At 64.1% G+C, this 24900-nt stretch carries 28 protein-coding genes; 15 read left to right on the plus strand and 13 right to left on the minus strand.

The annotated features are described in order from the left end of the window. Nucleotides 1-146 precede the first annotated feature (146 nt). From VIL88_RS10460 to VIL88_RS10470, 3 genes are read left to right on the plus strand one after another with little or no spacing between them, the layout of a single operon-like run. Complete coding sequence (locus tag VIL88_RS10460; RefSeq protein ID WP_331988484.1) at nt 147-1097, plus strand: co-chaperone YbbN; 951 nt, start codon at nt 147-149, stop codon at nt 1095-1097. An 11-nt stretch (nt 1098-1108) separates the two neighbouring features. After that, a complete protein-coding gene (locus tag VIL88_RS10465) occupies nt 1109-1774 on the plus strand; it encodes an LON peptidase substrate-binding domain-containing protein (RefSeq protein WP_331988486.1) in 666 nt (221 codons plus the stop codon). A 2-nt stretch (nt 1775-1776) separates the two neighbouring features. After that, nucleotides 1777-2022: a Trm112 family protein gene (locus tag VIL88_RS10470; RefSeq protein ID WP_331988488.1), complete on the plus strand. Its 246-nt coding sequence runs from the start codon at nt 1777-1779 to the stop codon at nt 2020-2022. On the opposite strand, the gene VIL88_RS10475 is transcribed toward VIL88_RS10470, so the two are convergent. After that, nucleotides 2019-3242, minus strand: a complete 1224-nt coding sequence (locus VIL88_RS10475; protein ID WP_331988490.1) for an FAD-dependent monooxygenase — start codon at nt 3240-3242, stop codon at nt 2019-2021. The genes VIL88_RS10470 and VIL88_RS10475 overlap by 4 nt on opposite strands. Nucleotides 3243-3504: 262 nt before the next feature. Here VIL88_RS10475 and VIL88_RS10480 point away from each other — a divergent pair, with 262 nt between their 5' ends. The 3 genes from VIL88_RS10480 (at nt 3505) to VIL88_RS10490 (ending at nt 8411) form a co-directional block, all read left to right on the plus strand. After that, the gene (locus VIL88_RS10480; protein ID WP_331988492.1) at nt 3505-3843 is read left to right on the plus strand and encodes a P-II family nitrogen regulator; all 339 of its coding nucleotides are present in this window, start codon (nt 3505-3507) and stop codon (nt 3841-3843) included. 19 nt (nt 3844-3862) lie between these two features. After that, nucleotides 3863-5254 (plus strand): ammonium transporter, encoded by a 1392-nt coding sequence (locus tag VIL88_RS10485; protein WP_331988494.1) that lies wholly within the window; start codon nt 3863-3865, stop codon nt 5252-5254. Nucleotides 5255-5654: 400 nt separating this feature from the next. Further along, entirely contained in the window at nt 5655-8411 is a 2757-nt protein-coding gene (locus VIL88_RS10490; protein WP_331988496.1) for a DNA translocase FtsK, read from the plus strand. Between the two features lie 146 nt (nt 8412-8557). On the opposite strand, the gene VIL88_RS10495 is transcribed toward VIL88_RS10490, so the two are convergent. After that, complete coding sequence (locus VIL88_RS10495; RefSeq protein ID WP_331988498.1) at nt 8558-8779, minus strand: hypothetical protein; 222 nt, start codon at nt 8777-8779, stop codon at nt 8558-8560. A 134-nt stretch (nt 8780-8913) separates the two neighbouring features. Here VIL88_RS10495 and VIL88_RS10500 point away from each other — a divergent pair, with 134 nt between their 5' ends. Then, entirely contained in the window at nt 8914-9537 is a 624-nt protein-coding gene (locus VIL88_RS10500) for an outer membrane lipoprotein carrier protein LolA (protein ID WP_331988500.1), read from the plus strand. Nucleotides 9538-9604: 67 nt separating this feature from the next. On the opposite strand, the gene VIL88_RS10505 is transcribed toward VIL88_RS10500, so the two are convergent. Continuing rightward, nucleotides 9605-10417 carry an undecaprenyl-diphosphate phosphatase gene (locus VIL88_RS10505; RefSeq protein WP_331988502.1) on the minus strand — a complete coding sequence of 271 codons (813 nt, stop codon included), beginning with the start codon at nt 10415-10417 and terminating at the stop codon, nt 9605-9607. Nucleotides 10418-10519: 102 nt separating this feature from the next. Here VIL88_RS10505 and VIL88_RS10510 point away from each other — a divergent pair, with 102 nt between their 5' ends. The 4 genes from VIL88_RS10510 to VIL88_RS10525 all read left to right on the plus strand — a co-directional run bounded on the left by VIL88_RS10510 (nt 10520) and on the right by VIL88_RS10525 (nt 13985). Continuing rightward, a complete protein-coding gene (locus VIL88_RS10510; RefSeq protein WP_331988504.1) occupies nt 10520-11197 on the plus strand; it encodes a glutathione S-transferase family protein in 678 nt (225 codons plus the stop codon). 105 nt (nt 11198-11302) lie between these two features. Further along, entirely contained in the window at nt 11303-12469 is a 1167-nt protein-coding gene (queG, locus tag VIL88_RS10515) for a tRNA epoxyqueuosine(34) reductase QueG (RefSeq protein ID WP_414650127.1), read from the plus strand. Further along, nucleotides 12466-13335, plus strand: coding sequence for an NAD-dependent epimerase/dehydratase family protein (locus VIL88_RS10520; RefSeq protein WP_331988506.1), 870 nt, complete (start codon nt 12466-12468; stop codon nt 13333-13335). Before queG ends, VIL88_RS10520 begins: the two co-directional genes overlap by 4 nt. After that, nucleotides 13332-13985, plus strand: a complete 654-nt coding sequence (locus VIL88_RS10525; protein WP_331988507.1) for a GNAT family protein — start codon at nt 13332-13334, stop codon at nt 13983-13985. Before VIL88_RS10520 ends, VIL88_RS10525 begins: the two co-directional genes overlap by 4 nt. Here VIL88_RS10525 and VIL88_RS10530 read toward each other — a convergent pair. Further along, nucleotides 13982-14758, minus strand: coding sequence for an alpha/beta hydrolase (locus VIL88_RS10530; protein WP_331988509.1), 777 nt, complete (start codon nt 14756-14758; stop codon nt 13982-13984). The genes VIL88_RS10525 and VIL88_RS10530 overlap by 4 nt on opposite strands. 179 nt (nt 14759-14937) lie before the next feature. Here VIL88_RS10530 and infC point away from each other — a divergent pair, with 179 nt between their 5' ends. Both infC and VIL88_RS10540 read left to right on the plus strand, forming a co-directional pair. Continuing rightward, on the plus strand, nt 14938-15474 hold the full coding sequence (gene infC, locus VIL88_RS10535; RefSeq protein WP_331988674.1) for a translation initiation factor IF-3: 537 nt from the start codon (nt 14938-14940) through the stop codon (nt 15472-15474). Between the two features lie 193 nt (nt 15475-15667). Further along, entirely contained in the window at nt 15668-16033 is a 366-nt protein-coding gene (locus VIL88_RS10540; protein ID WP_331988511.1) for a YciI family protein, read from the plus strand. Nucleotides 16034-16066: 33 nt separating this feature from the next. Here the strand turns inward: VIL88_RS10540 and VIL88_RS10545 are convergent, their stop codons facing one another. The 5 genes from VIL88_RS10545 to irrA form a co-directional block, all read right to left on the minus strand. After that, nucleotides 16067-16963 carry a ribokinase gene (locus VIL88_RS10545; protein ID WP_331988513.1) on the minus strand — a complete coding sequence of 299 codons (897 nt, stop codon included), beginning with the start codon at nt 16961-16963 and terminating at the stop codon, nt 16067-16069. Next, nucleotides 16960-17502 carry a DUF1697 domain-containing protein gene (locus tag VIL88_RS10550; RefSeq protein ID WP_331988515.1) on the minus strand — a complete coding sequence of 181 codons (543 nt, stop codon included), beginning with the start codon at nt 17500-17502 and terminating at the stop codon, nt 16960-16962. Before VIL88_RS10550 ends, VIL88_RS10545 begins: the two co-directional genes overlap by 4 nt. After that, nucleotides 17499-18098, minus strand: coding sequence for a YdeI/OmpD-associated family protein (locus VIL88_RS10555; RefSeq protein ID WP_331988517.1), 600 nt, complete (start codon nt 18096-18098; stop codon nt 17499-17501). The genes VIL88_RS10550 and VIL88_RS10555 overlap by 4 nt, the downstream gene beginning before the upstream one ends. 2 nt (nt 18099-18100) lie before the next feature. After that, a complete protein-coding gene (locus tag VIL88_RS10560) occupies nt 18101-18931 on the minus strand; it encodes an arylamine N-acetyltransferase (RefSeq protein ID WP_331988519.1) in 831 nt (276 codons plus the stop codon). 88 nt (nt 18932-19019) lie between these two features. Next, nucleotides 19020-19466 (minus strand): iron response transcriptional regulator IrrA, encoded by a 447-nt coding sequence (gene irrA / locus VIL88_RS10565; RefSeq protein WP_331988521.1) that lies wholly within the window; start codon nt 19464-19466, stop codon nt 19020-19022. A 149-nt stretch (nt 19467-19615) separates the two neighbouring features. Between irrA and fabA the strand changes: the two genes are divergently transcribed. Together fabA and fabB are read left to right on the plus strand one after the other, a co-directional pair. Beyond that, nucleotides 19616-20155, plus strand: a complete 540-nt coding sequence (gene fabA, locus VIL88_RS10570; RefSeq protein WP_331988676.1) for a 3-hydroxyacyl-[acyl-carrier-protein] dehydratase FabA — start codon at nt 19616-19618, stop codon at nt 20153-20155. 71 nt (nt 20156-20226) lie between these two features. Continuing rightward, nucleotides 20227-21453, plus strand: coding sequence for a beta-ketoacyl-ACP synthase I (fabB, locus tag VIL88_RS10575; RefSeq protein ID WP_331988523.1), 1227 nt, complete (start codon nt 20227-20229; stop codon nt 21451-21453). A gap of 98 nt (nt 21454-21551) precedes the next feature. On the opposite strand, the gene VIL88_RS10580 is transcribed toward fabB, so the two are convergent. Genes VIL88_RS10580 through ubiB form a run of 4 tightly spaced genes read right to left on the minus strand, consistent with a single transcriptional unit; the run spans nt 21552 to nt 24898 of the window. Continuing rightward, nucleotides 21552-22301, minus strand: a complete 750-nt coding sequence (locus VIL88_RS10580; RefSeq protein WP_331988525.1) for a HesA/MoeB/ThiF family protein — start codon at nt 22299-22301, stop codon at nt 21552-21554. Beyond that, nucleotides 22282-22734, minus strand: a complete 453-nt coding sequence (gene dut, locus VIL88_RS10585) for a dUTP diphosphatase (protein ID WP_331988527.1) — start codon at nt 22732-22734, stop codon at nt 22282-22284. The genes VIL88_RS10580 and dut overlap by 20 nt, the downstream gene beginning before the upstream one ends. Next, nucleotides 22731-23354 (minus strand): hypothetical protein, encoded by a 624-nt coding sequence (locus VIL88_RS10590; RefSeq protein WP_331988529.1) that lies wholly within the window; start codon nt 23352-23354, stop codon nt 22731-22733. Before VIL88_RS10590 ends, dut begins: the two co-directional genes overlap by 4 nt. A gap of 2 nt (nt 23355-23356) precedes the next feature. After that, nucleotides 23357-24898 carry a 2-polyprenylphenol 6-hydroxylase gene (gene ubiB, locus VIL88_RS10595; protein ID WP_331988531.1) on the minus strand — a complete coding sequence of 514 codons (1542 nt, stop codon included), beginning with the start codon at nt 24896-24898 and terminating at the stop codon, nt 23357-23359. Nucleotides 24899-24900: the final 2 nt, after the last annotated feature.

A 24900-nucleotide genomic window follows, 5' to 3' on the forward strand; every position in this document is an offset into this window, starting at 1 on the left:
AATCGAAACCCCGATTGCAACCCACAATTTGACAGCATCGTCATCTTGGTGCCGCCTTGTGGATAGAGGGGCTTGTCACGTCACCGGTTGCGGGCGCAAGAAGGTCCGCAAATATCCCGGTTTGCTTGGTTTGAAGGGTCTCGTTTATGTCCACTCCGTTCAACGGCGTCGCCGCTGCCACTCCCTCCGCACCGCCGGCAGGGGCGCTGATCAAGGATTCCACCGATCAGGCCTTTAAGGCCGACGTGATCGATGCGTCGCTCGAAACGCCGGTGCTGGTCGATTTCTGGGCGCCCTGGTGCGGCCCCTGCCGCCAGCTGACGCCGGCGCTGGAAAAGGTGGTCAATGAAAAGGCCGGTGCCATCCGCCTGATCAAGATCAATATCGACGAGAATCCCCAGATCGCCGGTCAGTTGGGCATCCAGTCCATCCCGGCTGTGTTCGCCTTTGCCGGCGGCCGCCCGGTGGATGGCTTCATGGGTGCTATGCCGGAAGGCGAGGTGCGCCGCTTTGCCGACAAGGTCATCGCCGCCGGTCCCACGCCACAGCCAGCGCAGGGCTCCATGGAGTCCCAAATCGCAGAAGCGGTTGCCGCCGCCGAACAGGCATTCGGCGAGGGCGATCTCGGCCGTGCGGCACAGATTTTCGGCATGGTCATCCAGCATCAGCCTGACCACGCGGCATCGCTGATCGGCCTCGCCAAGGTTTACCTTGCGGCCGGCGAAGCCGAGCAGGCGCAGGCAACGCTGGACATGGTTCCCGAAGCCGAGCGCAAGGGCGATGCCTACAACACCCTGGCCAATTCCATTCGCCTTCTGGGCGAAGCGGCAGGCCTGAGTGAGTCGGCGGCGCTCGAAGCCGCCGTCGCCAGCAATCCCGACGACCACCAGGCCCGCTACGACCTGGCCCTGGCGCTCAATGCCGAGGGCAAGAAGGTCGAGGCCGCCGAGGCGCTGATCGCCATCTTCAAGCGCGACCGCACCTGGAACGAGGATGGCGCGCGCAAGAAGCTGCTCGAATTCTTCGACGCCTGGGGTCCGCGCGATCCCGCCACCAACAAGGGTCGCCGTCTCCTGTCGGCTGCCCTGTTCTCGTAAAGGAGTGCACCATGCCCAGGCGCCCCACGAGCCCGGATGATCTGCCCAAGTCGGTTCCCCTTTTTCCGCTGTCGGGCGCGCTGCTGCTGCCGTTCTCGCATCGCCCGCTCAACATCTTCGAGCCGCGCTATATCGAGCTCGTCGATGCCGCCTTGCGGGGCGACCGGCTGATCGGGCTGATCCAGCCCGAGGACACATCCGAGGAAAGCCCGCAGGGTCGCAGCCCCCTGCAGTCGGTGGGTTGCCTCGGGCGCCTGACCCATTTCGAGGAAAGCGGCGAAGGCCGCTATTTCATCATCCTCGAAGGGGTGACGCGGTTCCGCCTCCAGCATGAACTGACTGTGATGACGCCCTATCGGCAGGGCGTCATCTCGGCTGGAGGCTATGCCAGCGACTTCACCCGCAATTTCGGTGAGGAGGCGGTGGACCGCGACCGCTTCGTCAAGATGATGCGTGACTATGCCGAGTTCGCCAGCATCGAGCTCAACTGGGACGAGATCGAGCGGACTGGAACGGCGGAGTTGGTCAACTTCTGCTGCATGGTGGGGCCCTATGGCCCGGCCGACAAGCAACTGCTGCTCGAGGCGCAGACGCTGGAACAGCGGGCGGAAACGCTGATCGCCATGACCGAATACGAGATTGCGCGCGGGGCCGGCGGCGCCTCGCCGCTCAACTGATCGTGGAGAGTGCACCTTCGGCCGACCCGCGGCACGTCTTCGACGTCAAGACGCTCGAAATGCTGGTCTGCCCGCTGACCAAGACACGGCTGACGCTATCCGCCGACAAGAGCGAACTGATCTCGATCGCCGCCCGGCTGGCCTTTCCCATTGTCAACGGCGTGCCGCTGCTGAGCCTTGACGAGGCACGAAGCGTCGATCTCGACGCTTTGCGGCAACTGCCCGAGCTCAAGGGCGGCGGCCGCTAGATCGGCAGGCCGCTGAGCAGCTTTGGACCGGAGCTGCCGAGACCCGAGGCGGTGCGGATCAGTGCGGCCTTGAGCGGAGCGGCGCGATCCACCAGCCCAAGGCCGACGTCCCGCACGGCGCGAACGGGCGCTACGTCATTGGAGAACAGGCGATTGAGCGTGTCGGTCATCGCCGCCATGGCGGTGGTATCGAGCCGGCGCCACGCCTGGTAACGGGCAAGAACGTCGTCGCTGCCGTGGTCGAGGCCCAGCCGGATGGCTTCCACCACCACTTCGGCCAGCGCCGCCACGTCCTTGAGCCCGAGGTTGAGGCCCTGTCCGGCAATAGGATGCACCACATGGGCGGCATCCCCCACCAGGGCCAGCCGCGGTGCGACGAAGTCGCGCGCGATCTGGAGGCGCAGCGGAAAGCCCTGCAGCTTTTCCTCGATGCTGACGGCGCCCAGGGTCGACCCCATCGCCGCCTCGATCTCTTGCGCCAGGGCTGCGTCGTCCATGGCGAGGAACCGTCCGGCATCTTCGCTGCGCTCGGTCCAGACGAGGGACGATCGATTGCCGGGCAGGGGCAGGGAAGCAAAGGGGCCGGCGGGGCGGAAATGCTCGTAGGCGACGCCGTCATGCGCCAGTTCGTGTGCGATGGTGGTGACGAGGCCGGTCTGCCGATAGTCGTGGCCGGTGACGCCGATCCCGGCCATGCCGCGCAGCGCCGATTGCCCGCCATCGGCCGCGACCACCAGCGGCGCCTCGAGTACGCGTCCATCGCCCAGCGTCAGGCGGCCCAGGCCATCGCCCGCTGCAAACGCGGTAAAGGTTGCGGGGGCGATCACCTCGACCTGCGGGCTGACGGCGTCGAGCAGCGCCTGCGCGCTGACGCTGTTGGGCACCATGTGAGCAAAGGGCTCACCCGGAGCCACATCGCCTTCGAAGCTCAAGAATAGCGGGCGGGAAATGTCGCCCTGTCCGGAATCGGTGATGCGCATGGCATTGATGGGCTGGCTCGCCGCCGCCATGGACGGCCAGACGCCCAGGGCCTCGAAGATGCGCCGCACGCCCGCCGCGATGGCGGAGGCGCGATTGTCGCGCGGCACCGAGAGCGGCCGCCGGTCCACCAGGCCGATGCGGATGCCGCGGGCCGATTGCACCAGCGCCAGTGCCAGCGTCAGCCCCACATGGCCGCCGCCCACGATGATGACGTCAAACCGATCAGCCTGTTTGTCCATGCGAAACTCCTTGCGTCATTTGCGCCGCAACAGGTCACCGAGGCAAGCGCACGAAACGCCGCGGGCGCTGCCTAGATTGTAGGCAATGGGGAGCAGCGCTGCACAAAATCGCGACAGAGCCTCTCCGGGGGCTGCTGCTTTTTGCGACGAGTGCAGAATAAGTTATTGAATAGAAAGGAAAATTGTAGATCCGCGCAAACTGGCACGGCGCTTGAGTCTAACAAGCCATTCCAGACCGCGCCGAAAACGCAAAGGGGCAAACATGAAACTGGTGATCGCAATCATAAAGCCGTCACGCCTCGAAGAGGTTCGCCAAGCACTCAACACGCTCGATGTCCATGGCATGACCGTGACCGAAGTGAAGGGCTATGGCCGCCAGAAGGGGCACTCGGAAATCTACCGTGGCACCGAATATGCAGTGCACTTCCTGCCCAAGCTCAAGATCGAAATCGCCGTCGATGACGCGCTGGCCGATGCGGTCAGCAATGCCATTCGCGACGCGGCCCAGACCGGCCGCATCGGCGACGGCAAAATCTTCGTGCTCGATCTGCTTGCGGTCACCCGTATCCGCACCGGTGAAACCGGCGCTTCCGCCCTCTAAGCGTCTCAGGGAGACAAGAATGAAGACGTCAAAAATCCTGGGGAGCGCTGCACTGGCTTCCCTCCTGCTGGCGCTGCCGGCCTTTGCACAGGACGCGGCCCAGCCCATCGCCGAAGCCGGCGCCTCGGTTGCCGAAGCGGTTGAGGAAGTTGCCGCCGTGGTCGACAAGGGCGACACGGCGTTCATGCTGGTTTGCACCATGCTGGTCATTTTCATGACCGTGCCGGGCCTGGCGCTGTTTTATGGCGGGCTGGTTCGCGCCAAGAACATCCTGTCGGTCCTGACGCAGGTGTTCCTCGGCTTCTCGATGATTTCGATCCTCTGGGTCACCTATGGCTATTCGCTGGCCTTTGCCGGCCCGACAGAGGGCGGTCTTTCGGCATTTATCGGTGACTTCTCCAAGTTCTTCCTCTCTGGCGTGACGCTGGAATCGACGGCCGCCACTTTCTCGGCCGGTTTCGAACTGCCCGAAATGGTCTTCGTTGCCTTCCAGATGACCTTTGCCTGCATCACCGCCAGCCTCATCATCGGCGGCATTGCCGAGCGCATGAAGTTCGGCGCCGTGATGGCGTTCCTGGCCATCTGGTTCACCTTCTCCTACCTGCCGATCGCCCACATGGTCTGGTCGGGCCCCGGTCTCCTCTTCGGCATGGGTGCCTATGACTTTGCCGGCGGCACCGTGGTTCACATCAACTCGGGTGTTGCGGCCCTCGTCGCCGCCATTCTCCTGGGCCGCCGCATCGGCTACCAGCGCGAGCCGATTGCGCCGCACAACCTGGTCTGGACCTATGCCGGTACTGGCCTGCTGTGGTTCGGCTGGTTCGGCTTCAATGCCGGCTCCAACCTCGAAGCCAATAGCCTGACCGCCGTTGCCCTGATCAACACCGTGCTTGCGCCGGCTGCCGGTGCCCTGGCCTGGGCCTTGGGCGAAAAGATCACCCGCGGCCATGCCTCGGCACTGGGGGCCGTTTCGGGCGCCGTTGCCGGCCTCGTGGCCATCACCCCCGCTGCCGGCTTTGCCGGCATCGGCGGCGCCATCGTCCTTGGTGCCATCGCTGGCGTGGTCTGTCTCTGGGCCGTGGTCAACCTCAAGCCGATGCTCAAGTATGACGATTCGTTGGACGTGTTCGGCATCCACGGCGTCGGCGGCATCGTCGGTGCCCTGGGCACCGCCATTGTCGCGGCACCGGGCCTCGGTGGTTATCCGCTCGGCGATGCGGCTGCCTACTCCATCGGCGGCCAGTTCATGGTGCAGCTCACCGGCGTCGTCATCGCCATCGTCTGGTCGGCGGTCGTGGCCCTGGTCGCCATGCTGATCGTCAAAGCGATCTTCGGTGGGGCCCGCGTATCCGAATCGGCCGAAAGCGACGGTCTCGATCTCTCGTCGCACGGCGAACGCGCGTACAACTAAGAAAAGCGTCGGGCGGCAGCTTGCTGCCGCCCGGCTCTGCCACTCGAGCATAGCTCTCATGGCCTTTTCGCCTTCGATCGCTCCACCGGAGCGATCGATCCTGACGGAACGGCTCAAAGTTGATCGTGGCGTGCGGCCTGTGTTCCTCTTGGCCCGCCACAGAGGCTTCCCACTCGCAAACCGCATGGGCCGCACTCCACGATCAATTCCGAACATTCCCGCAGGCGCGCGCCTCCCTTGCGACCCTGCGGCTGACTGGCCCGCCTCCGTGGCGGGCCTTTTCTTTGCACGAAGCCGGAGTGGAGCCCCTCGGCCATGGTTAGCCTTGGGTTAACCCCACCCGGCTAGATTGAACTCAATGTGGGCCCGGTCTCCGGCCGGGCAGTGTTTGAGTTCGCCCATGCCCAGTTCACCCTCCCCAGTTCTCGACGAAATCCGCACGGTGCCGCAGCGCGGTACGCGCAGTCCGGCCGCAGCGCGCAAGGCCCTGCCGGCGCCGCCGCCCGCCCTGTCGATTCGGATACCGGTGCGCGTCGCAGGCATGATTCTGCTGGGCGTCGTGGCTATCTGCCTTGCTTCCCTCGCCTCCTGGTCGGTGGACGACCCGAGCTTTTCCTATGCCACCTCCAAGGTTCCGGCCAATTGGCTGGGCTTCCCCGGCGCGGCCATTGCGGACATCCTGTTCCAGGTCTTTGGCCTCTCGGCTCTGGCGCTTCTGGTGCCACCGGCGCTTTGGGGCTGGTCGCTGGTGCGCCGCCGCATGCCCACCCGTCTGGGCCTCCGCTTCATCGGCTGGCTCGCCGCCACTGTTCTTGTTGCGGGCGTCCTGTCCTTTGTCGCCATGCCCGCCACCTGGCCGCTGCCGACCGGCCTCGGTGGTCTTGTCGGCAACGGCTTCACCGCCTTGGCCAGCCTGGTTACTGGCGAGGCGCCGCAGGCGGTGACCTCGATCCTCTTTGCCATCATCATTTCGATCCCCGCCCTTGCCACCTTCTGGATCGCCATGGGCCTCGGCCAGTCCGTGCCCACCGACCCGCGCAAGAAGGTTGCAGGTGCCGGCAAGGGTGCCGCCGCCGCCGCATCGGACGACGACGAGCCCGAAACCAACCCCCTGCTCGACGTGGCGCTCGGTGCGCTCGTTCATATGGGCTATTCCGTGCGCACCGCCTTCCGCCGGGCGCGCGCCAGCCATGCCGAACGCCATGCCGCCGAACAGGCGAGCTGGCGCGACGAGGAGGTCGAGCCCAGCCTCGACGGGCATGCACCCGTGGTGGAGCGCCGCGAACCCGTGGTCGCACCCGCCACCCGCCGGATCCACGCGCCGGTCGAACCCCAGTTCCAGGCCGAGCCGAGCTTTGCCCAGGCGCCGGTGGAGTCCGAGATCTCCCCGCGCATCAATGCGCGTCCCAGCTACGACGAAACCGAACTCGACTATCCTGACGAGGTTGAGGACGACGTTCCCTTCGTGCCCGATCTTCCGGCGCCGGTGGTCAACCACCAGCAGCGCGGCGACTCGCGCTTCCATCCTGTCGATCCGGCCAAGCCGCGCGTCGTGGCGCCGCCAGCCGCACGTCCCGCCCAGGGCCAGCGCATGATGCGCGAGGCGCAGGCCTCGTTCCTCGACGAGCCCGGCGGGTTCGAACTGCCACCGCTGACGCTGCTTTCCGAGCCCAGGCATACCGGCCCCTCGCCCGAGCACGCACCCGAGCGCCTTGAGGAAATGGCGCGCCAGCTCGAGGGCGTGCTCGAGGACTTCGGGGTCAAGGGTGACATCATCAATGTCCGGCCCGGCCCGGTCGTGACCCTGTTCGAGCTCGAACCCGCACCCGGCATCAAGTCGAGCCGCGTGATCTCGCTGGCCGACGATATTGCCCGCTCGATGTCGGCCATCTCCGCCCGCGTTGCGGTCGTCCCGGGCCGCAACGCCATCGGCATCGAACTGCCCAACAGCAATCGCGAAACCGTCTATTTCCGCGAGATGCTGGCCTCGTCCGACTTCGAGAAGATGAAGGGCAAGCTGCCGATCTGCCTCGGCAAGACCATTGGTGGCGAGCCGGTCATCGCCGACCTCGCGCGCATGCCGCACCTCCTCATCGCCGGTACCACCGGCTCGGGCAAGTCGGTGGGCATCAACACCTTCATCCTGTCGCTGCTCTACCAGATGACCCCCGAGCAGTGCCGCATGATCATGATCGATCCCAAGATGCTGGAACTGTCGATCTATGACGGCATCCCGCACCTGCTGACCCCCGTCGTCACTGATCCGCACAAGGCGGTTGTGGCGCTCAAATGGGCGGTGCGCGAGATGGAAGATCGCTATCGCAAGATGAGCAAGATCGGCGTCCGCAACATCGACGGCTTCAACCAGCGCGTCACCGAATCCAAGGCCAAGGGCGAGGTCATCACCCGCACGGTGCAGACCGGCTTTGACCGCGAAACCGGTGAGGCGATCTTTGAGTCGGAAGAGTTTGATCTCGAGCCGCTGCCCTATATTGTCGTCATCGTCGACGAAATGGCCGACCTGATGATGGTGGCAGGCAAGGATATCGAAGGCGCCATCCAGCGCCTCGCACAGATGGCCCGTGCCGCCGGTATCCACATGATCACCGCCACCCAGCGTCCGTCGGTGGACGTGATCACCGGCACGATCAAGGCCAACTTCCCGACCCGCATCTCCTTCATGGTGACGAGCAAGATCGACTCGCGCACTATTCTGGGCGAACAGGGCGCCGAGCAGCTCTTGGGCAATGGCGACATGCTCTACATGGCCTCGGGCGGTCGCACCAAGCGCCTCCACGGCCCGTTTGTGGCCGACTCCGAAGTGGAAGCCGTCGTCAATCACCTCAAGTCGCAGGGCGCGCCCGATTACCTCGACTCGGTCACCGAGGAAGAGGATGGCGAGTTCGGCGGCGACAGTGGCGGAAGCGCTGGCGGCGACGGCTATGCTGGTTCGGGCGACGAACTCTACGACAAGGCCGTCCATATCGTCCTCACCGACAAGAAGGCCTCGACCTCCTATGTGCAGCGGCGCCTGGGCATCGGCTACAACAAGGCGGCAACGCTGATCGAGCGCATGGAAAATGAAGGCGTCATCTCAGCCGCCAACCATGCCGGTAAGCGTGAAATCCTCGTCGGCAACAATGCCGATGGGTACTAACAGGCCCTAGGTGATCAGGATCAAGAACCCCGGCCCTGTGCCGGGGTTTTGTTTCAGCCGCTAGTCGCCGTTCTCGGGGCAACTTAACTCACCCACATCCATATCGATGTGACGAGGCCCGGGAGGAAAATTACCCTCGAGATCGACTAATCTGACCTCAAGGGTACAGCCGCCACCGCGCACTTCGAAATGATCGGGAGCGACATCTGGATGCTGTCTATGGCATTGGGTGCAAGGGCGTTCACCACGTCGGGTTCGTTGAGAATAGCGATAAGTTCTGCCTGCCGCTGATAGTGCGGCGGCAAGGCTGCCAGCACCGAACTGGTGGCAAATAGCGATAGACTGGCGGCGACGGCAAACTTGCGCATCTCGAGCTCTCCGGGACGGGTCAAAAGAAAAGCATGCTTTCTCCCTTGGCGCCAAGCCGCTGCGGAACCACCTGTTGCCGCAATTGCTTTCTAGGCTAGCTTCTAAGTCAACCAATGTGTGGGAACATAAGTCCATGATTCGTCGCCATGCTCTTCTGCTCGGCTTTTCTGCGGCCTTTGCCCTGAGCATGCCGGCCTGGGCGCTGGATCGGGCGCTGACGCCCGAGGAACAGCAGCTGATTGCCGATATCGGGACGCACAACTCGGCGATCCGCACCATGGTGGGCCGGTTCCTCCAGATCGACACCAATGGCGGCCGCACGGAAGGCACGTTCTTTCTCGAGCGCCCCGACAAGATCGCCTTCCGCTACGCACCGCCCAGTCGTGAGGAAATCGTTTCGGTCGGCCGCGGCTTTTATGTGCTGAACCGCCGCGACGAGACCTATTACGCCTATCCGCAGGACACGATCCCGCTGCGCCAGTTCCTGGGCTCGGAGATCAACCTGCTCAATGCCAATGTGGTCGATGTGACGACCTCGGATGGCTATATCTCGATCACCGTCATCGACGAGACCGTCGCCGGCACGGTCCAGGTGTCGCTGATCTTCGATACCGACACCAAGGAACTCTCGCAGTGGAGCCTGGTGGAGCCCAGCGGCGCAGAGCTGACCTTCTCGCTCTACGACGTGGAGAAGGGCGTCGAAATCCCGCGCGCCTTCTTCTCGATCCCCGCGACCTTCAAGCCGCTCGAACAGTAGGGCGCTCGATCATCGGAATCGAAACGGCCGTCCCTTAGGGTGCGGCCGTTTTGCTTGTGACATGGGCTCAGCGGCCCAAGGCGTAAATGGCGACCAAACCTGCCACACCCACCAGGATGCGCCACCAGGCGAAGGGGGCAAAGCCATATTTGCTGACAAAGCCCAGGAGGTAGCGGACCACCAGGGCTCCCACCACGAAGGCGGCGGCAAAGCCGATGGCGACGTTGAGAGCAATGGAGCCATCAATGAGGTCGCGGCTCTTGTAAAGGTCGTAGCCGAAGGCGCCAACCATGATGGGCAGGGCGATAAAGAAGGTGAATTCGGCCGCCGCCCTCTTGGAGGCGCCAAACAGCATGCCGCCCACCACCGTCGAGCCGGACCGCGACACGCCGGGGACAAGGCTCAGCATCTGGAAGAGCCCGACAATGAAAGCCAGGTGCCAGGGAAACTGGTAGATGTCGTCATAGCGCGGCTGGAGCGGCAAGCGGTCGACGATGAGGAGGATCACGCCGCCGACCAGCAGGGTCCAGCAGATCAGCTGCGCCGACTCCCAAAGGTCGCCCTGGATGAAGTCGCGCAGCAGCACACCGGCCGCTACGGCGGGGAAACAGGCCAGGACGACGCTGAGCGCGAACTGCCAGGCATAGCGCTTGCCGGTCAAAGCGTCGCGGATCAACAGGCCCAACTTGGCGAAGTAGACGGTGATTACCGCCAGGATCGCACCGAGCTGAATCAGCACGATAAAGGTCGCCGGCTGGGTCAGGCCGAAGAAATGTCCCGCCAGCAGCAGATGGCCGGTGGAACTGACCGGCAGGAATTCGGTAAGGCCTTCGAGAATTCCAAGGATCAGCGGCACAAAAAGACCTTGATCGGCGTTCATTTGATCCCCTAATTCAGTCCATCGGGCCTGTGGTGCCGGCAAGCTCTAGCGTGGTTCGCTACACGCGCCAAGCAGCGGCCGCAAAAACAACGAGCGTCAAACATGCCGAGCCTCATCCATCATCCCCTGGACCCTTCCTCGCGCCTTATTCGCCTCATGTGCGCCGAATATGGCGTGCCGCTGGACATGCAGGAGATCAAGCCCTGGCTGCGCGAGCCTGAACTGCTCGAGATCAATCCCGCGGCCACCCTGCCCATCATGATCGGCGAGAGCGACCAGCCCATCATCGGGGTGCTTGCCGCCATCCATACGGTGGAAGATCTCTACACGCCCAGCATCGTTGCCGGCCTCGTGCCGCCCGATCCCGGTCCCCGGGCGGAGATGTGGCGGCTGCTGGAGTGGGTGATCGTCAAGCTCAATGACGAAGTCACCCGCTATGTGCTGGAAGAAAAGATCATCAAGCGCGACCACAAGGGTGCCACGCCCGACCCCGCCGTGCTGCGGGTCGCCAAGACCAACCTCAACGAGCACATGCTCTATTTCAACTGGCTGTTTGCCACCCGCTCCTGGTTGGCCGGCGACATCCTGACCCTCGCTGATTTCGCGCTGGCGGCGCACTTTTCGACGCTCGACTACTTGGGCGACATCGACTGGGGCAAGGCGGGCGAAACGCGCGACTGGTATTCCCGCATAAAGTCCCGCCCGGCCTTCCGCACCCTCCTCAACGACCGCGTCGTCGCCCTGCCGCCGCAGAAGGGCTATGCCGATCTGGATTTTTAGCAACGTCTGCGCGTCCCGCGCTGACCGTCACCCTCGGGCTTGACCCGAGGGCTCTTCACTTGCTGCATGCCTAGAAAGTATAGTGCCCTCGGGTCGAGCCCGAAGGTGACCCTTAGTGCTTGGGAAGAACCCGTGCTCGACTCCGACAATCCAGATCCAGGAAAGCTCGTCGCCGAGCTCAAGGCGCGTGCCGTTGCGCTTGGCTTTGACAGCTTCGGCATAGCGCCCGCCGACGCGCGGCCTGACCTGCCCGAGAAGCTCAATGCGGCGCTGGCTTCGGGCTGGCATGCGGACATGGAATGGATGGAGGAGACGGCCGAGCGGCGCGGCAGCCCAAAGGGCATGTGGCCCGAGGCGCGGTCGGTGATCGTCCTTGGCATCAACTATGGGCCGGAAACCGATCCGCTTGCCATATTGGAAGAGCGCTCCCTGGGCTCGATCTCGGTCTATGCCCGAAACCGCGACTACCACGAGATCATCAAGGGCAAGCTCAAGGAACTGGCGGGCCTGCTGGCCCGTCGATCAGGCGCCGAGGTCAAGGTCTTCGTCGATACTGCGCCCCTCATGGAAAAGCCCTTGGCCGAAGCGGCAGGGCTTGGCTGGCAGGGCAAGCATTCGGTGCTGGTCAGCCGCCACTTCGGGTCCTGGCTGTTTCTGGGTGCCATCCTCACCTCGGCCGAGCTTCCAGCCGATGCAGCGCATGTGGAAAGCTGCGGCTCGTGCACGCGTTGCCTGGACGTCTGCCCCACCAATGCCTTTCCCGGCCCGTTCCGGCTCGATGCGCGCCGCTGCCTGGCCTATCTGACGGTGGAGCACAAGGGCTCCATCCCCGTCGAGTTTCGCGCACCCATGGGCAACCGCATCTATGGCTGCGACGATTGCCTTGCCGTTTGCCCCTGGAACAAGTTTGCTTCGGTTAGCCGCGAGGCCAAGCTGCGGGCGCGACCGGAACTGGAGAGGCCGCGATTGGCCGAGCTCGTGCAACTGGAAGATGCCGGCTTTCGCACCGTGTTCGCCGGTTCGCCGATCAAGCGCATCGGCCATGCCCGCTTCCTGCGCAATGTACTGATCGCCGTCGGCAATTCCGCCGATCCTTCGCTTGTGCCGCTGGTCGAGGCGCGGCTCGGCTCCGATGACCCCATCGTGCGGGGGGCGGCAGTCTGGGCCCTGCGGCGCCTTGCGCCGGAGCGCGCAGAGGAGGTGGGCCTTGCCTATCGGGCGCGGGAAAGCAATAGCTCGGTGCTGGCGGAATGGACCGGGGAGATTGCATGAGCGCCTTTTTCTTTGGGCTGGGCTATTCGTCCACCGCCGCCGCTGAATGGATGCTGCGCGAAAAGCAGTTTGTCGGGATCGGCGGCACGGTCCGGACTGCGGAAAAGGCGGCAGCACTTCGAGCCCGCGGCCTCCGGGCCCATGTCTTTGACGGCACCAAACCGGGATCAACGCTTGCACCGGACCTGCGGCAGGCCAGCCACGTCATTTTCTCCATCGCACCCGCCGGCGATGGCGACCCGGCGCTGTTCCACCACCGCGCCGATCTCGACGCTTCCGAGAGGCTCGAATGGCTCTGCTATTACTCTACGGTCGGAGTCTATGGTGACTTCGGCGGCGCCTGGATCGATGAATCGGCGCCACTGGTGCCGCGCAACGAGCGCTCCGACCGGCGTGTTCTTGCCGAACAGGCCTGGCGCGACTACGCCGCCGAACGCGGCGTGCCGCTGGCCATCCTGCGCCTTGCCGGCATTTACGGCCCCGGCCGCTCCACCTTCGATAAGCTCCAGGACGGAACTGCCCGGCGCGTCGTCAAACCAGGTCAGGTGTTCAACCGCATCCATGTCGAGGACATCGCCCGCATCACCGCCCTTGCCGCGGCGGCCCGGCTGGACGGAACCTTCAACCTCGCCGATGACGAACCGGCGCCGCCCCAGGATCTGGTGACCTATGCCGCGGGACTGATGGGGGTTGAACCCCCGCCCAAAATTCCGTTTTCCGAGGCCGAGTTCACGCCGATGCAGCGGAGCTTCTATGCCGACAACAAGCGCGTTTCCAACGCGGCCATCAAGCAGGCGCTCGGGATCGAACTGCTCTACCCCAACTACCGCGTCAGCCTCGACGCCATCTGGGAGATCATGAAGTGACCGGCCTGCATCCTGCCAAATCTGCCCCCGAACCCATCGTGCTCGCCGGGCGCTTCGTCCGGCTCGAGCCGCTGGCCGCAGCCCATGCCCGGGACATCTTCGAAATCTCGACCATGCCCGGCGGCGCCGAGCGCTATCGCTGGCTGTTCAGCACGGCGCCGCAGACGCTGGAGGAAGTCGAGTCCCGGATCGCTGGCGCCACCTGGGGCGAAAACCGCTACGTCGCGGTCGTCGACCAGAAGAGCGGCAAGGCGGTGGGCCAGCAGGGCTGGATGCGCATCCGCCCCGAACATGGCTCGATCGAGATCGGCGGCGTCTATTGGGGCCTGCCCATGGCGCGCACGCCGCTCGCGACCGAAGCCCTCTATCTGTTCGCCCGCCATGCCTTCGACGATCTCGGCTACCGGCGCTTCGAATGGAAGTGCAACGATCGCAACGAGCCTTCCAAGGCCGCCGCCCGGCGCTTCGGCTTCACCTATGAGGGCCTGTTCCGGCAGGACATGATCCTCAAGGGCGAGTCGCGCGACACCGCATGGTTCTCGATCATCGACAGCGAGTGGCCGGCGCTGCGGGCCGAATACGAACGCTGGCTCGATCCCGCCAATTTCGACGCCGACGGGACGCAAAGGACCAAGCTCTCGACGCGCTAGGGGGCGAGCTGCCGCAGCACGGCATCCTTGAGCCGCAGGAGGTCCTCCTCGCGGCTCAGGCGGTGATCGCCGTCAGGGATCAGCGTCAGCGTTACCGGATCGTGGAGGATGTGCGTCACGAGCTTGATCGCATGAGCCTGCGGCACGTCGGGGTCCTTGCCGCCCTGCAGGATGGTCACGGGGCAGCCGGTCTCGATGACATTGCCGAACATGAGGTGCTTCTGCCCGTCCTCGATCAGCCTGCGCGTGATGCGGTAGGGCGTCTCCGAATACTGGCTGGGCTGGTCGATATAGCCCTGGTTCTGCAACTGCTCATGCTCCGCCGCCGTGAAGCCGGGCAGCATCAGGTCATGCGTCATGTCGGTGGCAGGGGCAATCAGCACCAGGGCATGCGCCGGGCTGCCGCGTCCCAGCAGCTTGCGGGCCAGCAGCAGCGCGATCCAGCCGCCCATGGAGGAGCCGACGATGATCTGCGGTCCCGAAGTCGAGGCGAGTACCGCTTCGGCTTCCTCGAGCCACCGGCTGATCGTGCCCTCGTCGAAGCTGCCGCCCGACGCGCCATGGCCGGAATAGTCGAAGCGCGTGACCATGAGTCCCTGTTCGGCGCCCAGGCTATCGAGCGCCATGGCCTTGCTTCCCATCATGTCCGAGCGGAACCCTCCCAGCCACAGGATCCCCGGCATGCGTCCGTGGCGCTGCTCCACCGCAATGGGGCGTGCAGCTGCTCCGGATCCAACGGTGATTTGGAAGCGTTCTGGCTGGGTTGAGGTCATCTGGTCCTGTAGAGAAGGGGGGTTGATCCATCGGGTTCGGTGGAAGCCCATTTACGAAGGGCGTTCCAATGCTGCAACAGCCCGGATTTTCTGGCGTTCAGCAGTTGACTTATCGGTCGCGTAACACGATTTTATGGCCGATTTCACCACTTGGCTAAATTACACAAGGATCCTTTGCCATTCGTCGTCCAATGAGACCAGTCGCGCCCCAGAAAGATGGGCCGCTCTCGAACGAAGATATCACCAGCCCCGATGTCCAGCTCATCGATGCTGAAGGCGAGAACCGCGGGGTGGTCCGCACCCGCGAGGCTCTTGCAGAAGCGCAGGAACAGGGGCTCGACCTCGTCCTGATCTCTCCCAACGCCGTGCCGCCCGTCGCCAAGATGCTCGACCTCGGCCGCTTCAAATACGCCGCGCAGAAAAAAGCTGCCGAGGCGCGCAAGAAGCAGAAGGTGATCGAGGTCAAGGAAGTCCAGATGCGTCCCAATATCGATACGCACGACTACGAGACCAAGATGAAGGCGGTGCACCGCTTTCTCGACGACGGCGATCGCGTCAAGGTAACGCTGCGCTTCCGCGGTCGCGAAATGGCGCACCAGGATCTGGGCATGCAGCTTTTGCTCAAGGTTCGCGAGCAGACGGAAGCCATTGCCAAGGTCGAGTCGCAGCCGCGCTCGGAAGGCCGACAGATGGTCATGGTCCTGGCGCCCAAGTAAGGGCGGCGGCGCTACGGAATGCTAAGAAGCGGGTCGAAAGGCCCGCTTTTCTTTGGCCCTTTTGCAGGCACAAGCAGCAGGCGCGGGTCTTGCCGGCAAAGAAATCTGGTGGCGCTATGTCGAAATCGGGCCGTGCCGACCGTCGTATAAGTGCCAAGTTCCTGGCATCACCATCTGCCCTGGAGACATTTCTATGCGCTACTTCATGAGTATCATTCCGCCTGCCGACCTCAAGCCAGAACAGATCCCCCGGGGTCTGATGGACGCCATGGGTCCCTGGATGGAGAAGCGCCTGGGCGATGGTTCGCTCGTTTCCACCGGCGGGCTCAAGCCAGCGTCCGAAGGCAAGCGCCTAGTGGGTTCCACGGGCGAGATCGTGATCACCGACGGTCCCTTCGCCGAGGCCAAGGAACTGATCGGCGGCTATGCCGTGTTCGAGGCGCACGACATGCAGGCGGCAACCGCACTTGCCGGCGAGTTTCTGCAGCTGCACATCGACAATGGCCTGCGCGATGTCGCCCTCGAGTTGCGAGAAATCGCCGGCGGCGCGAACTACTAGCCTGACCTGGCGGCAATTCCATTGAAGCTTGCTTCAGCGGGTCGCCGCCGCATCCACTTCCGCGGTATAGGGAATGGCGGGCTGCGCGCCCGGCTTGAGGCAGGCAAGGCTTGCTGCAGTCGCGGCGCGGCGCATGGCGGCTTCAAGATCAAGTCCGGCATCGAGGCCGGCAGCAAGATAGCCGCAGAATGTGTCGCCCGCGCCCACCGTGTCGACAGGCGCGATGGGGAGTGCAGGCACGACGATCACCTTGCCCTCCGCCGTCACGGCGCGCGCGCCGGCACCCCCCAGCGTCACGATGATGGTCTGTTGTTCGGTCTTTGCCCAGTCCAGCATCGCCCGCTCGATCTGGTCGTCAGCGCAACCGCTGAGCAGGGCGAACTCAATTTCGTTAGCGATGACGATGTCGGCCTTGGCCGCAACGGCGGCGGTGGTTTCAAGAAAGGGGGCCGTGTTGAGGATGGCGGTCATGCCCTTCTCCCGCGCCAACTCAAGCGCCCGTTCGGTCGCGGCCTGCGGAATCTCCTGCTGCACCAGCAGTACGCCACCGGAAACCGCGGACAATGCCTCTTCAGCGTCGGCCGGGCTTACCGTGCCGTTTGCCCCCGGCAGCACGGCGATGACATTCTCGCCGTGGCTGTCGACAAAGATCATGGCAATGCCGGTGGGCTCATCGACCGTCTTGACCGCAGAGAGATCGACCCCATCCTGACGTAGGAGGGCGAGCGCCAGATCGGCGAAGGCATCCTGCCCTACGGCAGAGACATGGCGGACGCTGCCGCCAGCGCGCCGCGCAGCCAGCGCCTGGTTGGCGCCTTTGCCCCCTGCAGCCATCGAAAAGGTGCCGCCGGCAACCGTCTCGCCCGGCCGCGGCAAGCGGCTGACCGTGCCCACCTGGTCGAGATTGGTGGAGCCGAATACAGTGATCATCGGAGCATCTTCTCCATGGTGTTCCAGTTGCGCATGGTGCCGGTATTGTCCTTGCTTAAGCGCTTGTAGAGCGGCGCCAGCACCTCCTCCACATGTTCGGTATAGCGGCCATTGCTTTGCCGATAGCCCGCCAGGTAGAGCTCCCGCGGGTCGATGCGGAGGATTTCGGTATCGCCCGGCCTGCCGTCGAGCGCGACGTCGTTCGGCAGAGCATGCTCGAAAAGGATCACATGCCGGGTGAGCTCGGCCCCGGGATTGAGGCTGCCGAAAGGATGGGCGGCCAGCATGGCCTCTACCTCATCCAAGCTCCGCAGGATCACGGTGACCGGAAAGCCGAAGCGCTCGGCGATCAATTCCTCTAACCGTGCCTTGACCGCGTCGGGCGCCTCTTCGGCGGAAAAGCGCACATTGCCGCTGGCAAGGACGGTCTTGATCTCCCCGAATCCTGCCGCTTCCATTGCGGCCTGGAGTTCGGCCATCTTCATCTGCCGCTTGCCGACATTGACGCCGCAGAGAAAGGCGCACCAGACCTGACTCATGCCTTGCCCTTGCCCTGTGGATAGATGGTTTCGCCCCGGGCCAGCATCTCCACAAAGCCTGCGATCTTCCTGGCGCGCGCTTCCGGCGTCTTGAGTGAAATGGTCCGGAACGTCAGGGCGAAGCGGTTCTGTGCGCTGAGGCTTTCATAGTTGGCCTTCGCCACGGGATTCGCGTTTATCGCCTGGAGCAAGTCCTCGGGCGCCTCCATTGTCGTCGCATAGGCCGCATCCCAGCGCCCATCGGCCTTGGCAGCCTCGACATGGCGCAGGCCATGTTCGGTCATCTTACCTTCGGCGATCAGCCGGGCGACGTTGTCGCGGTTGATCTGGCTCCAGACGCTTTTGGCCTTGCGGTGGGTATAGCGCTGGACGAAGCTTTCATCGTCCCAGCTCTTCTTGATGGCGTCGATCCAGCCCCAGCACAGCACCACATCGATGGCTTCGACAGGCGTGATGGTCTTCTTGCCCGTCGCCTTCTTGAAGATGCGGATCCAGACCTCGTCGACCTTGTCGTGGTTCTCGGCAAGCCACTGGTAGAATTCCTCCCGGTCGGGAAACTCCTTCACCTTGGCAGGATCCACCACGACGGGAGCCACGGCTAATGTTCCGACAAGGTTGGTTTGAGGAGGATCCCTTCGAGCTTGGGATCGAGCAACTCGGCTGCCGGCAGCTGGATGCCGAATGTGCCGCTGAGCACGTCCCGCAGTTCGTCGACGCTGCTCAGCGTCAGGGTCTCCGGAGCCTCGCCGGTCACATGGGTGGTGAGGCGGTTGTCCCAAAGCTTGAGGCGCTTGCCGGGTGAGGCAAGGGCCACGCGCAGTTCCTGCACGAAGGGGGAATCGGGGCGCGCCGACAACGCGAGGTTGATGCTGGCAAAGTCCTCGGCGCTCTTTTCAACCGTGTCGAACCGGTAGAGTGCCTTCCACGCGTCGCCCGCGCGCGTTTCCAGCAGCCAGTCCTGTTGGCCGCCAGTGAGCCGGTAGATGTCGTGTGGCGTCGTTTGTTCGCTGTCGGCACGCAGTTTCAGTGGTGACGACGGTGTGGAGCCGCCAAAGCCGGCATCCACTAGGTAGGTCGTTCCGGTGATATCGACCAGCAACAGCATGTGGGTCGCCTCGGCCGGGTCCGGATCATTCCGCAAGACGCGGGCGGCGAGATTGCGGACGGGGTAGTCGAGCTCGCGCAGCACGGCTCCTAGAAGGAGGTTGTGCTCGAAACAGTAGCCGCCGCGTTGTTCCGCAAGGAGCTTCTTTTCAATGGCCTTGAGGTCCAGGTCCACCGGCAGGCCCAGAAACGGATTGAGGTTCTCGAAGGGAATGGCTGCCACATGCAGCCCCAGGATCGTTTCAAGCGTCGCCAAGGTCGGGGCGATTGATCCGGCAAAGCCGATCCGCTCGAAATAGGCGTTTACATTGACCTTTTGGCTCATTGGCCACCCATCAAGCTGTTGTCACTAAGGCTGCAATATGGGTGATGCGAGCGCATCTGTCACCGCCAGGATGGTGGCGCGATAGAGGTTACGCCTGCGCCTTGCGTACGCGGATCACCACGTCGACATGGCTGACCTTCATGCCCTCGGGCGCGTCGGGCAGGGCCGCGAACTCGACTGATGAGGCCGGGATGTCGATCATGCGCTGCTCGTCTTCCACATAGAAGTGGTGATGGTCGGACGTGTCGGTATCGAAATAGGAACGCGAGGCATCGACGGCCACTTCGCGAAGCAGGCCCGCCTCGTGGAACTGATGCAGCGTGTTGTAGATGGTGGCCAGCGACACGCCGACCTTGGCTTCCGTTGCTTCCCCATGCAGCTGTTCGGCGCTGACATGGCGGTGCGGACCACCAAACAGCAGTTCGGCCAGCGCCACGCGCTGGCGTGTCGGGCGAAGGCCGGCCATGCGCAATACGGCCGTCAGGCAGGGCTTGCGGGAGGGCAGGGCACGAGTGGTGGGAAGTCGATCGGTCATTGGGTCCTTGAAGACGAAAGGGCCGGAACGTGAAGGCTTCCTTATAAACAGCGCACCCTTTTCACACAAGCGGCAGCAGCGCCGCGTGCTTGACCCTCTCCGCCCGCGCCTATACGAGACCAGAGGAAGGGTTAATGAGGTTTGTGGCCATGGCCGACCGGCAAAGTACATTCAACTACGAAGAGCTGCTGGCCCACGGCCGCGGCGAACTGCCGGGCCAGGGCGATGCCCGCCTGCCGGCCCCGCCCATGCTGATGTTCAACCGCATCACCCATATTTCGGAAACCGGCGGCGCCTATAGCAAGGGCGAGGTCCGCGCCGAGCTCGACGTGGATCCGAGCCTCTGGTTTTTCCAGTGCCACTTTGTCGGCGATCCGGTCATGCCCGGCTGCCTCGGCCTCGATGCAATCTGGCAGATGACCGGCTTCTTTCTCAGCTGGATCGGTCAGCCCGGTCGCGGCCGCGCCCTGGGCGGCGAGATCAAGTTCACCGGCCAGGTAACCAACGACGTCAAGCTCGTGGAATACGGCATCGACCTCAAGCGCGTGATGAAAGGCCGGCTGACCCTGGGCATTGCAGATGGCTGGGTCAAGGCTGACGGAAAGGTGATCTACGAAGCCAAGGATTTGCGCGTTGGCCTGTTTACCGATACGCAGATGATTGCGCAGAAAAGTGGCGCACCGGCTTAGTTTAGCCATCCGCAACGCACATATGAGAGACGCCTTCCCAAGGCGTCCGAGAGACTGAAGCGAGGATATGCATGAGACGAGTTGTCGTAACCGGCATGGGCATCATTTCCTCGATCGGCAACTCGCTGGACGAAGTGACCGCAAGCCTGCGTGCCGCCAAGCCAGGGATCATCGCCGCACCCGACTATGCCGAACTGGGCTTCCGCTCACAGGTCAAGGGCGATCCCATCATCGACCCGTTCGAGGTGCTGGATCGCCGCGTCACTCGTTTCATGGGCAAGGGTGCGGCCTGGAACTACCTCGCCATGCAGCAGGCCATCGCCGATGCAGGGCTCGAGCCGGGTGACGTGTCCAATCCGATGACGGGCATCGTCATGGGTTCGGGCGGGGCTTCGACCCGCACCATCGTCGAAGCCGCCGACATCACCCGCAAGAATACCAGCCCCAAGCGCATCGGGCCGCTGGCCGTGCCCAAGGCCATGGGCTCGACGGCCTCGGCGACGCTGGCCACGCCCTTTGGCATCAAGGGCATCAACTATACGATCACCGCCGCCTGCGCGACCTCCAAGCATTGCATCGGCAATGCCATGGAGCAGATCATGCTGGGCAAGCAGGACATCGTCTTTGCCGGCGGCCATGAAGATCTCGACTGGACCCTCAGCGACCTCTTCGACGCCATGGGCGCCATGAGTTCGGACTTCAACGAGACGCCGGAAAAGGCTTCGCGCTGCTATGACGCCAACCGCGATGGCTTCGTGATTTCGGGCGGCGCTGGCGTGCTGGTGCTGGAAGAATACGACCATGCCAAGGCGCGCGGCGCCAAGATCTGGGCCGAGCTGATCGGCTATGGCGCCACGTCCGACGGTCTCGACATGGTCGCCCCTTCGGGCGAGGGCGCCGAGCGCTGCATGCGCATGGCGCTGCAGAACGTCCGCCAGAAGGTCGACTACATCAACCCGCACGCCACTTCGACGCCCGTTGGCGATGCCAAGGAGATCGAGGCGCTGCGCGCCGTCTTCGGCAACGAGGACAAGTGCCCGCCCATTTCGGCCACCAAGTCGCTGACCGGCCATTCGCAGGGCGCCACGGGCGTTCATGAGTCGATCTATTCGATCCTGATGATGAAGCATCGCTTCATCGCCGAAAGCGCCAATATCGAGACGCTGGATCCCGCCTTCGAGGACATGCCGATCCTGCGCCAGCGCCGCGACGATGTGGATCTGGGCGTCGTGCTCTCCAACTCGTTCGGCTTTGGCGGCACCAATGCCGCCCTGGTGTTCAAGCACCCGGACGCCTAGTGCGGCTTAGGAATTCCACAGATCGTCCCCCTCGGGCTCGACCCGAGGGGGACGGCTGGTGAGTGGGGCGTTTTGGTTCGAGGCTGAACACAGCGCGTTCAGTACGAAAACTCGCTGAACCGCGCATCTTTGCCGTCATAGGTAAGGACGCGCCCGATCAGGGGCGTGCCGATGCCGGTGATCAGCTTGATGGCTTCGCTGGCCATGAGGGTGCCGATCACCCCGGTTAGCGGGCCCAATATGCCCGTCGCTTCGCAACTGGGCAGGTCTCCGTCATCGGCCTCGGCCGGATAAAGGTCGGCAAAGCGCGGACCTCCCGGCGCAAAGACCGTGACCTGGCCGTCAAACATCGAAACGGCGCCGGAGACCAGGGGTAGCCCCGGCGCCTCGGCCGCCTCGGCTATAAGACGCCGTGTTGCGAGATTATCCGTGCCATCCAGCACCAGATCATAGCCTTCAATGATGGCGGCAACGTTGTGCGCTTCGATCCGCTCAGCATGGGTGACCACCGTCACATGCGGGTTGAGCTGGCGGGCGAACCGGGCGGCGCTCTCCACCTTCGGCAGGCCGGGCTCACTGTGGATGACCTGCCGATGGAGGTTGGACAACGAGACCGCATCGTGATCGGCGATGCCCAGCGTGCCGACGCCTGCTCCGGCCAGATAGGCGATGATGGGACTTCCCAACCCGCCGGCACCGACCACTAGAACCCGTGCCCGCTTCAGCGCCTGTTGACCCGTGCCACCCATGCCCTTGAGGGTCAGGTGCCGCGCATAGCGGCGTGTCTCATCGGGGGAAAGCGGGCCGCTCGTCACCGCGGGCTCCACGCTAGCGGCCGGTTGAGCCATGGCCGCCCTCGCCGCGGACGGTGGCGTCCAGCTCGGTGACTTCCACCAGCGTCACGGCGCTGACCGGTGCCACCACCATCTGCGCGATGCGCTCGCCACGCCGAAGGGTGAAGGTCTCCCTGCCGTGATTGATCAGGAGCACCATGACCTCGCCGCGGTAGTCGGCGTCCACCGTGCCCGGGCTGTTGAGCACGGTGATGCCGTGCCGCGCGGCGAGGCCGGAACGCGGCCGCACCTGCGCCTCGAAGCCCTCCGGCAGGGCAATGGCAAGACCCGTCGGAATCTTGGCGTAGTCACCCGGGGCGATGTCCAGTACCTCGTCCGGTTCCAGCGCCGCGGCAAGGTCGAGCCCCGCCGCACCGGCAGTCTGCTGGCGGGGCAGGGGCAGGCCCTTGCCATGCGGGAGCCAGAGGAGTTTGACCTGGACACTCATGGCGCCTGCACCACGGCAAAATACTGCGCGGGCAAGTTTTCGTTCTCGGTGAGCACATCGCGGAGCAAGATGCGCTGTTCCGCCTTTTTGCCGTTGGCACTTTCCACCATGTTGGTCCGGATGACCGCGCCCCCCGAGACCTGGAGAGTGACGGAGGCCTGAGCAAGAAGCGCCGGTAGCGAGGCCTGCATCTCCTCGTCCAGCTTGCGCCTTTGCTGCGCGACCACGGCGCGTAGAGCTGAGATCGGCAGGCTCACCCGCACTTGGCCTGCTTCCCCGGCCACGAGCTCCAGCCTTCGCCCCTCTGGTCCTCGGCTCAGCATCGCCAGATCACCGGTCTCCTCAAGAACGCAGGTGGCGCTGCCGTCCGCTTTTTCGGTTAACTGACCCCTCTGGCAGAACAACGGAGCTGGCGCCGCTTGTTTTTGCGCCTTGGCTTCCGCCGCCGCTGCAGCCTGGCGCAGCTTGATCATTCCGTAAACCTCGGCCCCGACCGCCTGCGTGATGATGACATGAGCCGTTTCGGCATCCAAGACGTCGACCTGGACGCGGGCATCGACGCAGCCGCCCAAAGTGATCAACAACACCGTGCCCGCGATGAGCTTTCCCCACAGCGCCATGGTCAGCCCAGCATCTCCCACAAGACAACCAGCAGCGTGACGGCAGCCAGCGCCATGAGGCCAATCTGCGCGCGCCGCATCCAGGGATCGCGCGGCCGAGCCTTTTCGACATTGTACTGGGCCAATGCCAGTTCGGCCTGTGCTGCGATCACCGGCAGGCGGCCCGCGGCGTTGGCAATGGCGGTAAAATGCTCCTTGAGGTCCTCGATCCGCCCTAATGGCCCCGCCTCCTTGCGCAGCCAATCGCCTACCACCGGCTCGGCCACAGTCCAGATATCGAGGTTGGGATCCAGCGAACGCGCCACCCCTTCGACCAGAACCATGGACTTCTGCAGCAAGACCAGTTCCGGTCGGGTCTGCATGGAAAAGAGCTCGGTGATGGTGAAGAGCTGCCCCAGGACCTTGGCCATGGAAATGTCGCTGGCGGTCCTTCCATGCAGCGGCTCGCCGATCGACCGTATCGCCAAGGCGAAATCGTCCACCGACTGCTCCTTGGGAACATAGCCGATCTCGAAATGCCGCTCCGCCACCAGCCGGTAATTGCGGGTGATGAAGCCATAGAGGATGTCGGCCAGGAACCGGCGCTCACGGCGGTTGATGCGGCCCATGATGCCGAAATCGACCGCGATCACGTCGCCGCTCACCCGGTCGGCAAAAAGGTTGCCCGGATGCATGTCGGCATGAAAGAAGCCGTCGCGAATGGCGTGGCGCAAGAAGCTCTGCATGAGCTTGCGGGCCAATTCGGGCCGGTTCACTCCTGCAGCGTCGAGCGCTGCCAAGTCGCGGATCGGAATGCCCTCGACCCAGGTCGTGGTCAGCACATTCTGCGCCACCTGGTCCCAATGGACCGCGGGGATGATGAAGCCAGTATCATCCTTGATGTTCTCGGCCATTTCCGAGATTGCCGCGGCTTCGAGCCGCAGGTCGAGCTCGAGCCGGGCCGAGCGATCCAGCGTCTGGACCACTTCGGTCGGCCTGAGGCGGCGGGTGGAGCGGACAAAGCCCTCCGCCAGGCGTGCCGCGGCATAAAAGCTCTCGATATCGGCCATGAAGCGCGCTTCGACGCCGGGCCGCAGCACCTTGACCGCCACGGTCTTGATGCCACCGCTGGCCGGCCGCAGCCGCGCCCGATGCACCTGCGCGATCGACGCGGCGGCCACAGGCGGCGACAGTTCCGTCAATTCTGCTGCCTTCGGTCCCAGCGCCGATGATAGGATGGCGGGCACCAGTGCAGGATCGAACGGTTCCATCCGATCCTGCAGCCCGGCGAGGTCGCTGGCAACCTGCGGGCCCACGACGTCCGGGCGGGTCGCCAGCGTCTGGCCAAACTTCACATAGGTTGGGCCTAGCCGGTTCAACGCCTTGTTGAGCCGTTCGACGTGACCGGTGCGGCGCACGCTCGGCCGCTCCACCAGCCGCCCGAGCCAGAGGCCAAACCGTAGCGGCGCCAGCGCCGGCGGCAGGTTCTGAACAATCGACAGCGCGCCCTCGCGCGCCAGGACATAGCCGGCGCGAGCCAGCCGGAAATAGGCACCAAGTACCATGG

Source organism: Devosia sp., from assembly GCF_036563435.1.
Taxonomy (GTDB): Bacteria; Pseudomonadota; Alphaproteobacteria; order Rhizobiales; family Devosiaceae; genus Devosia.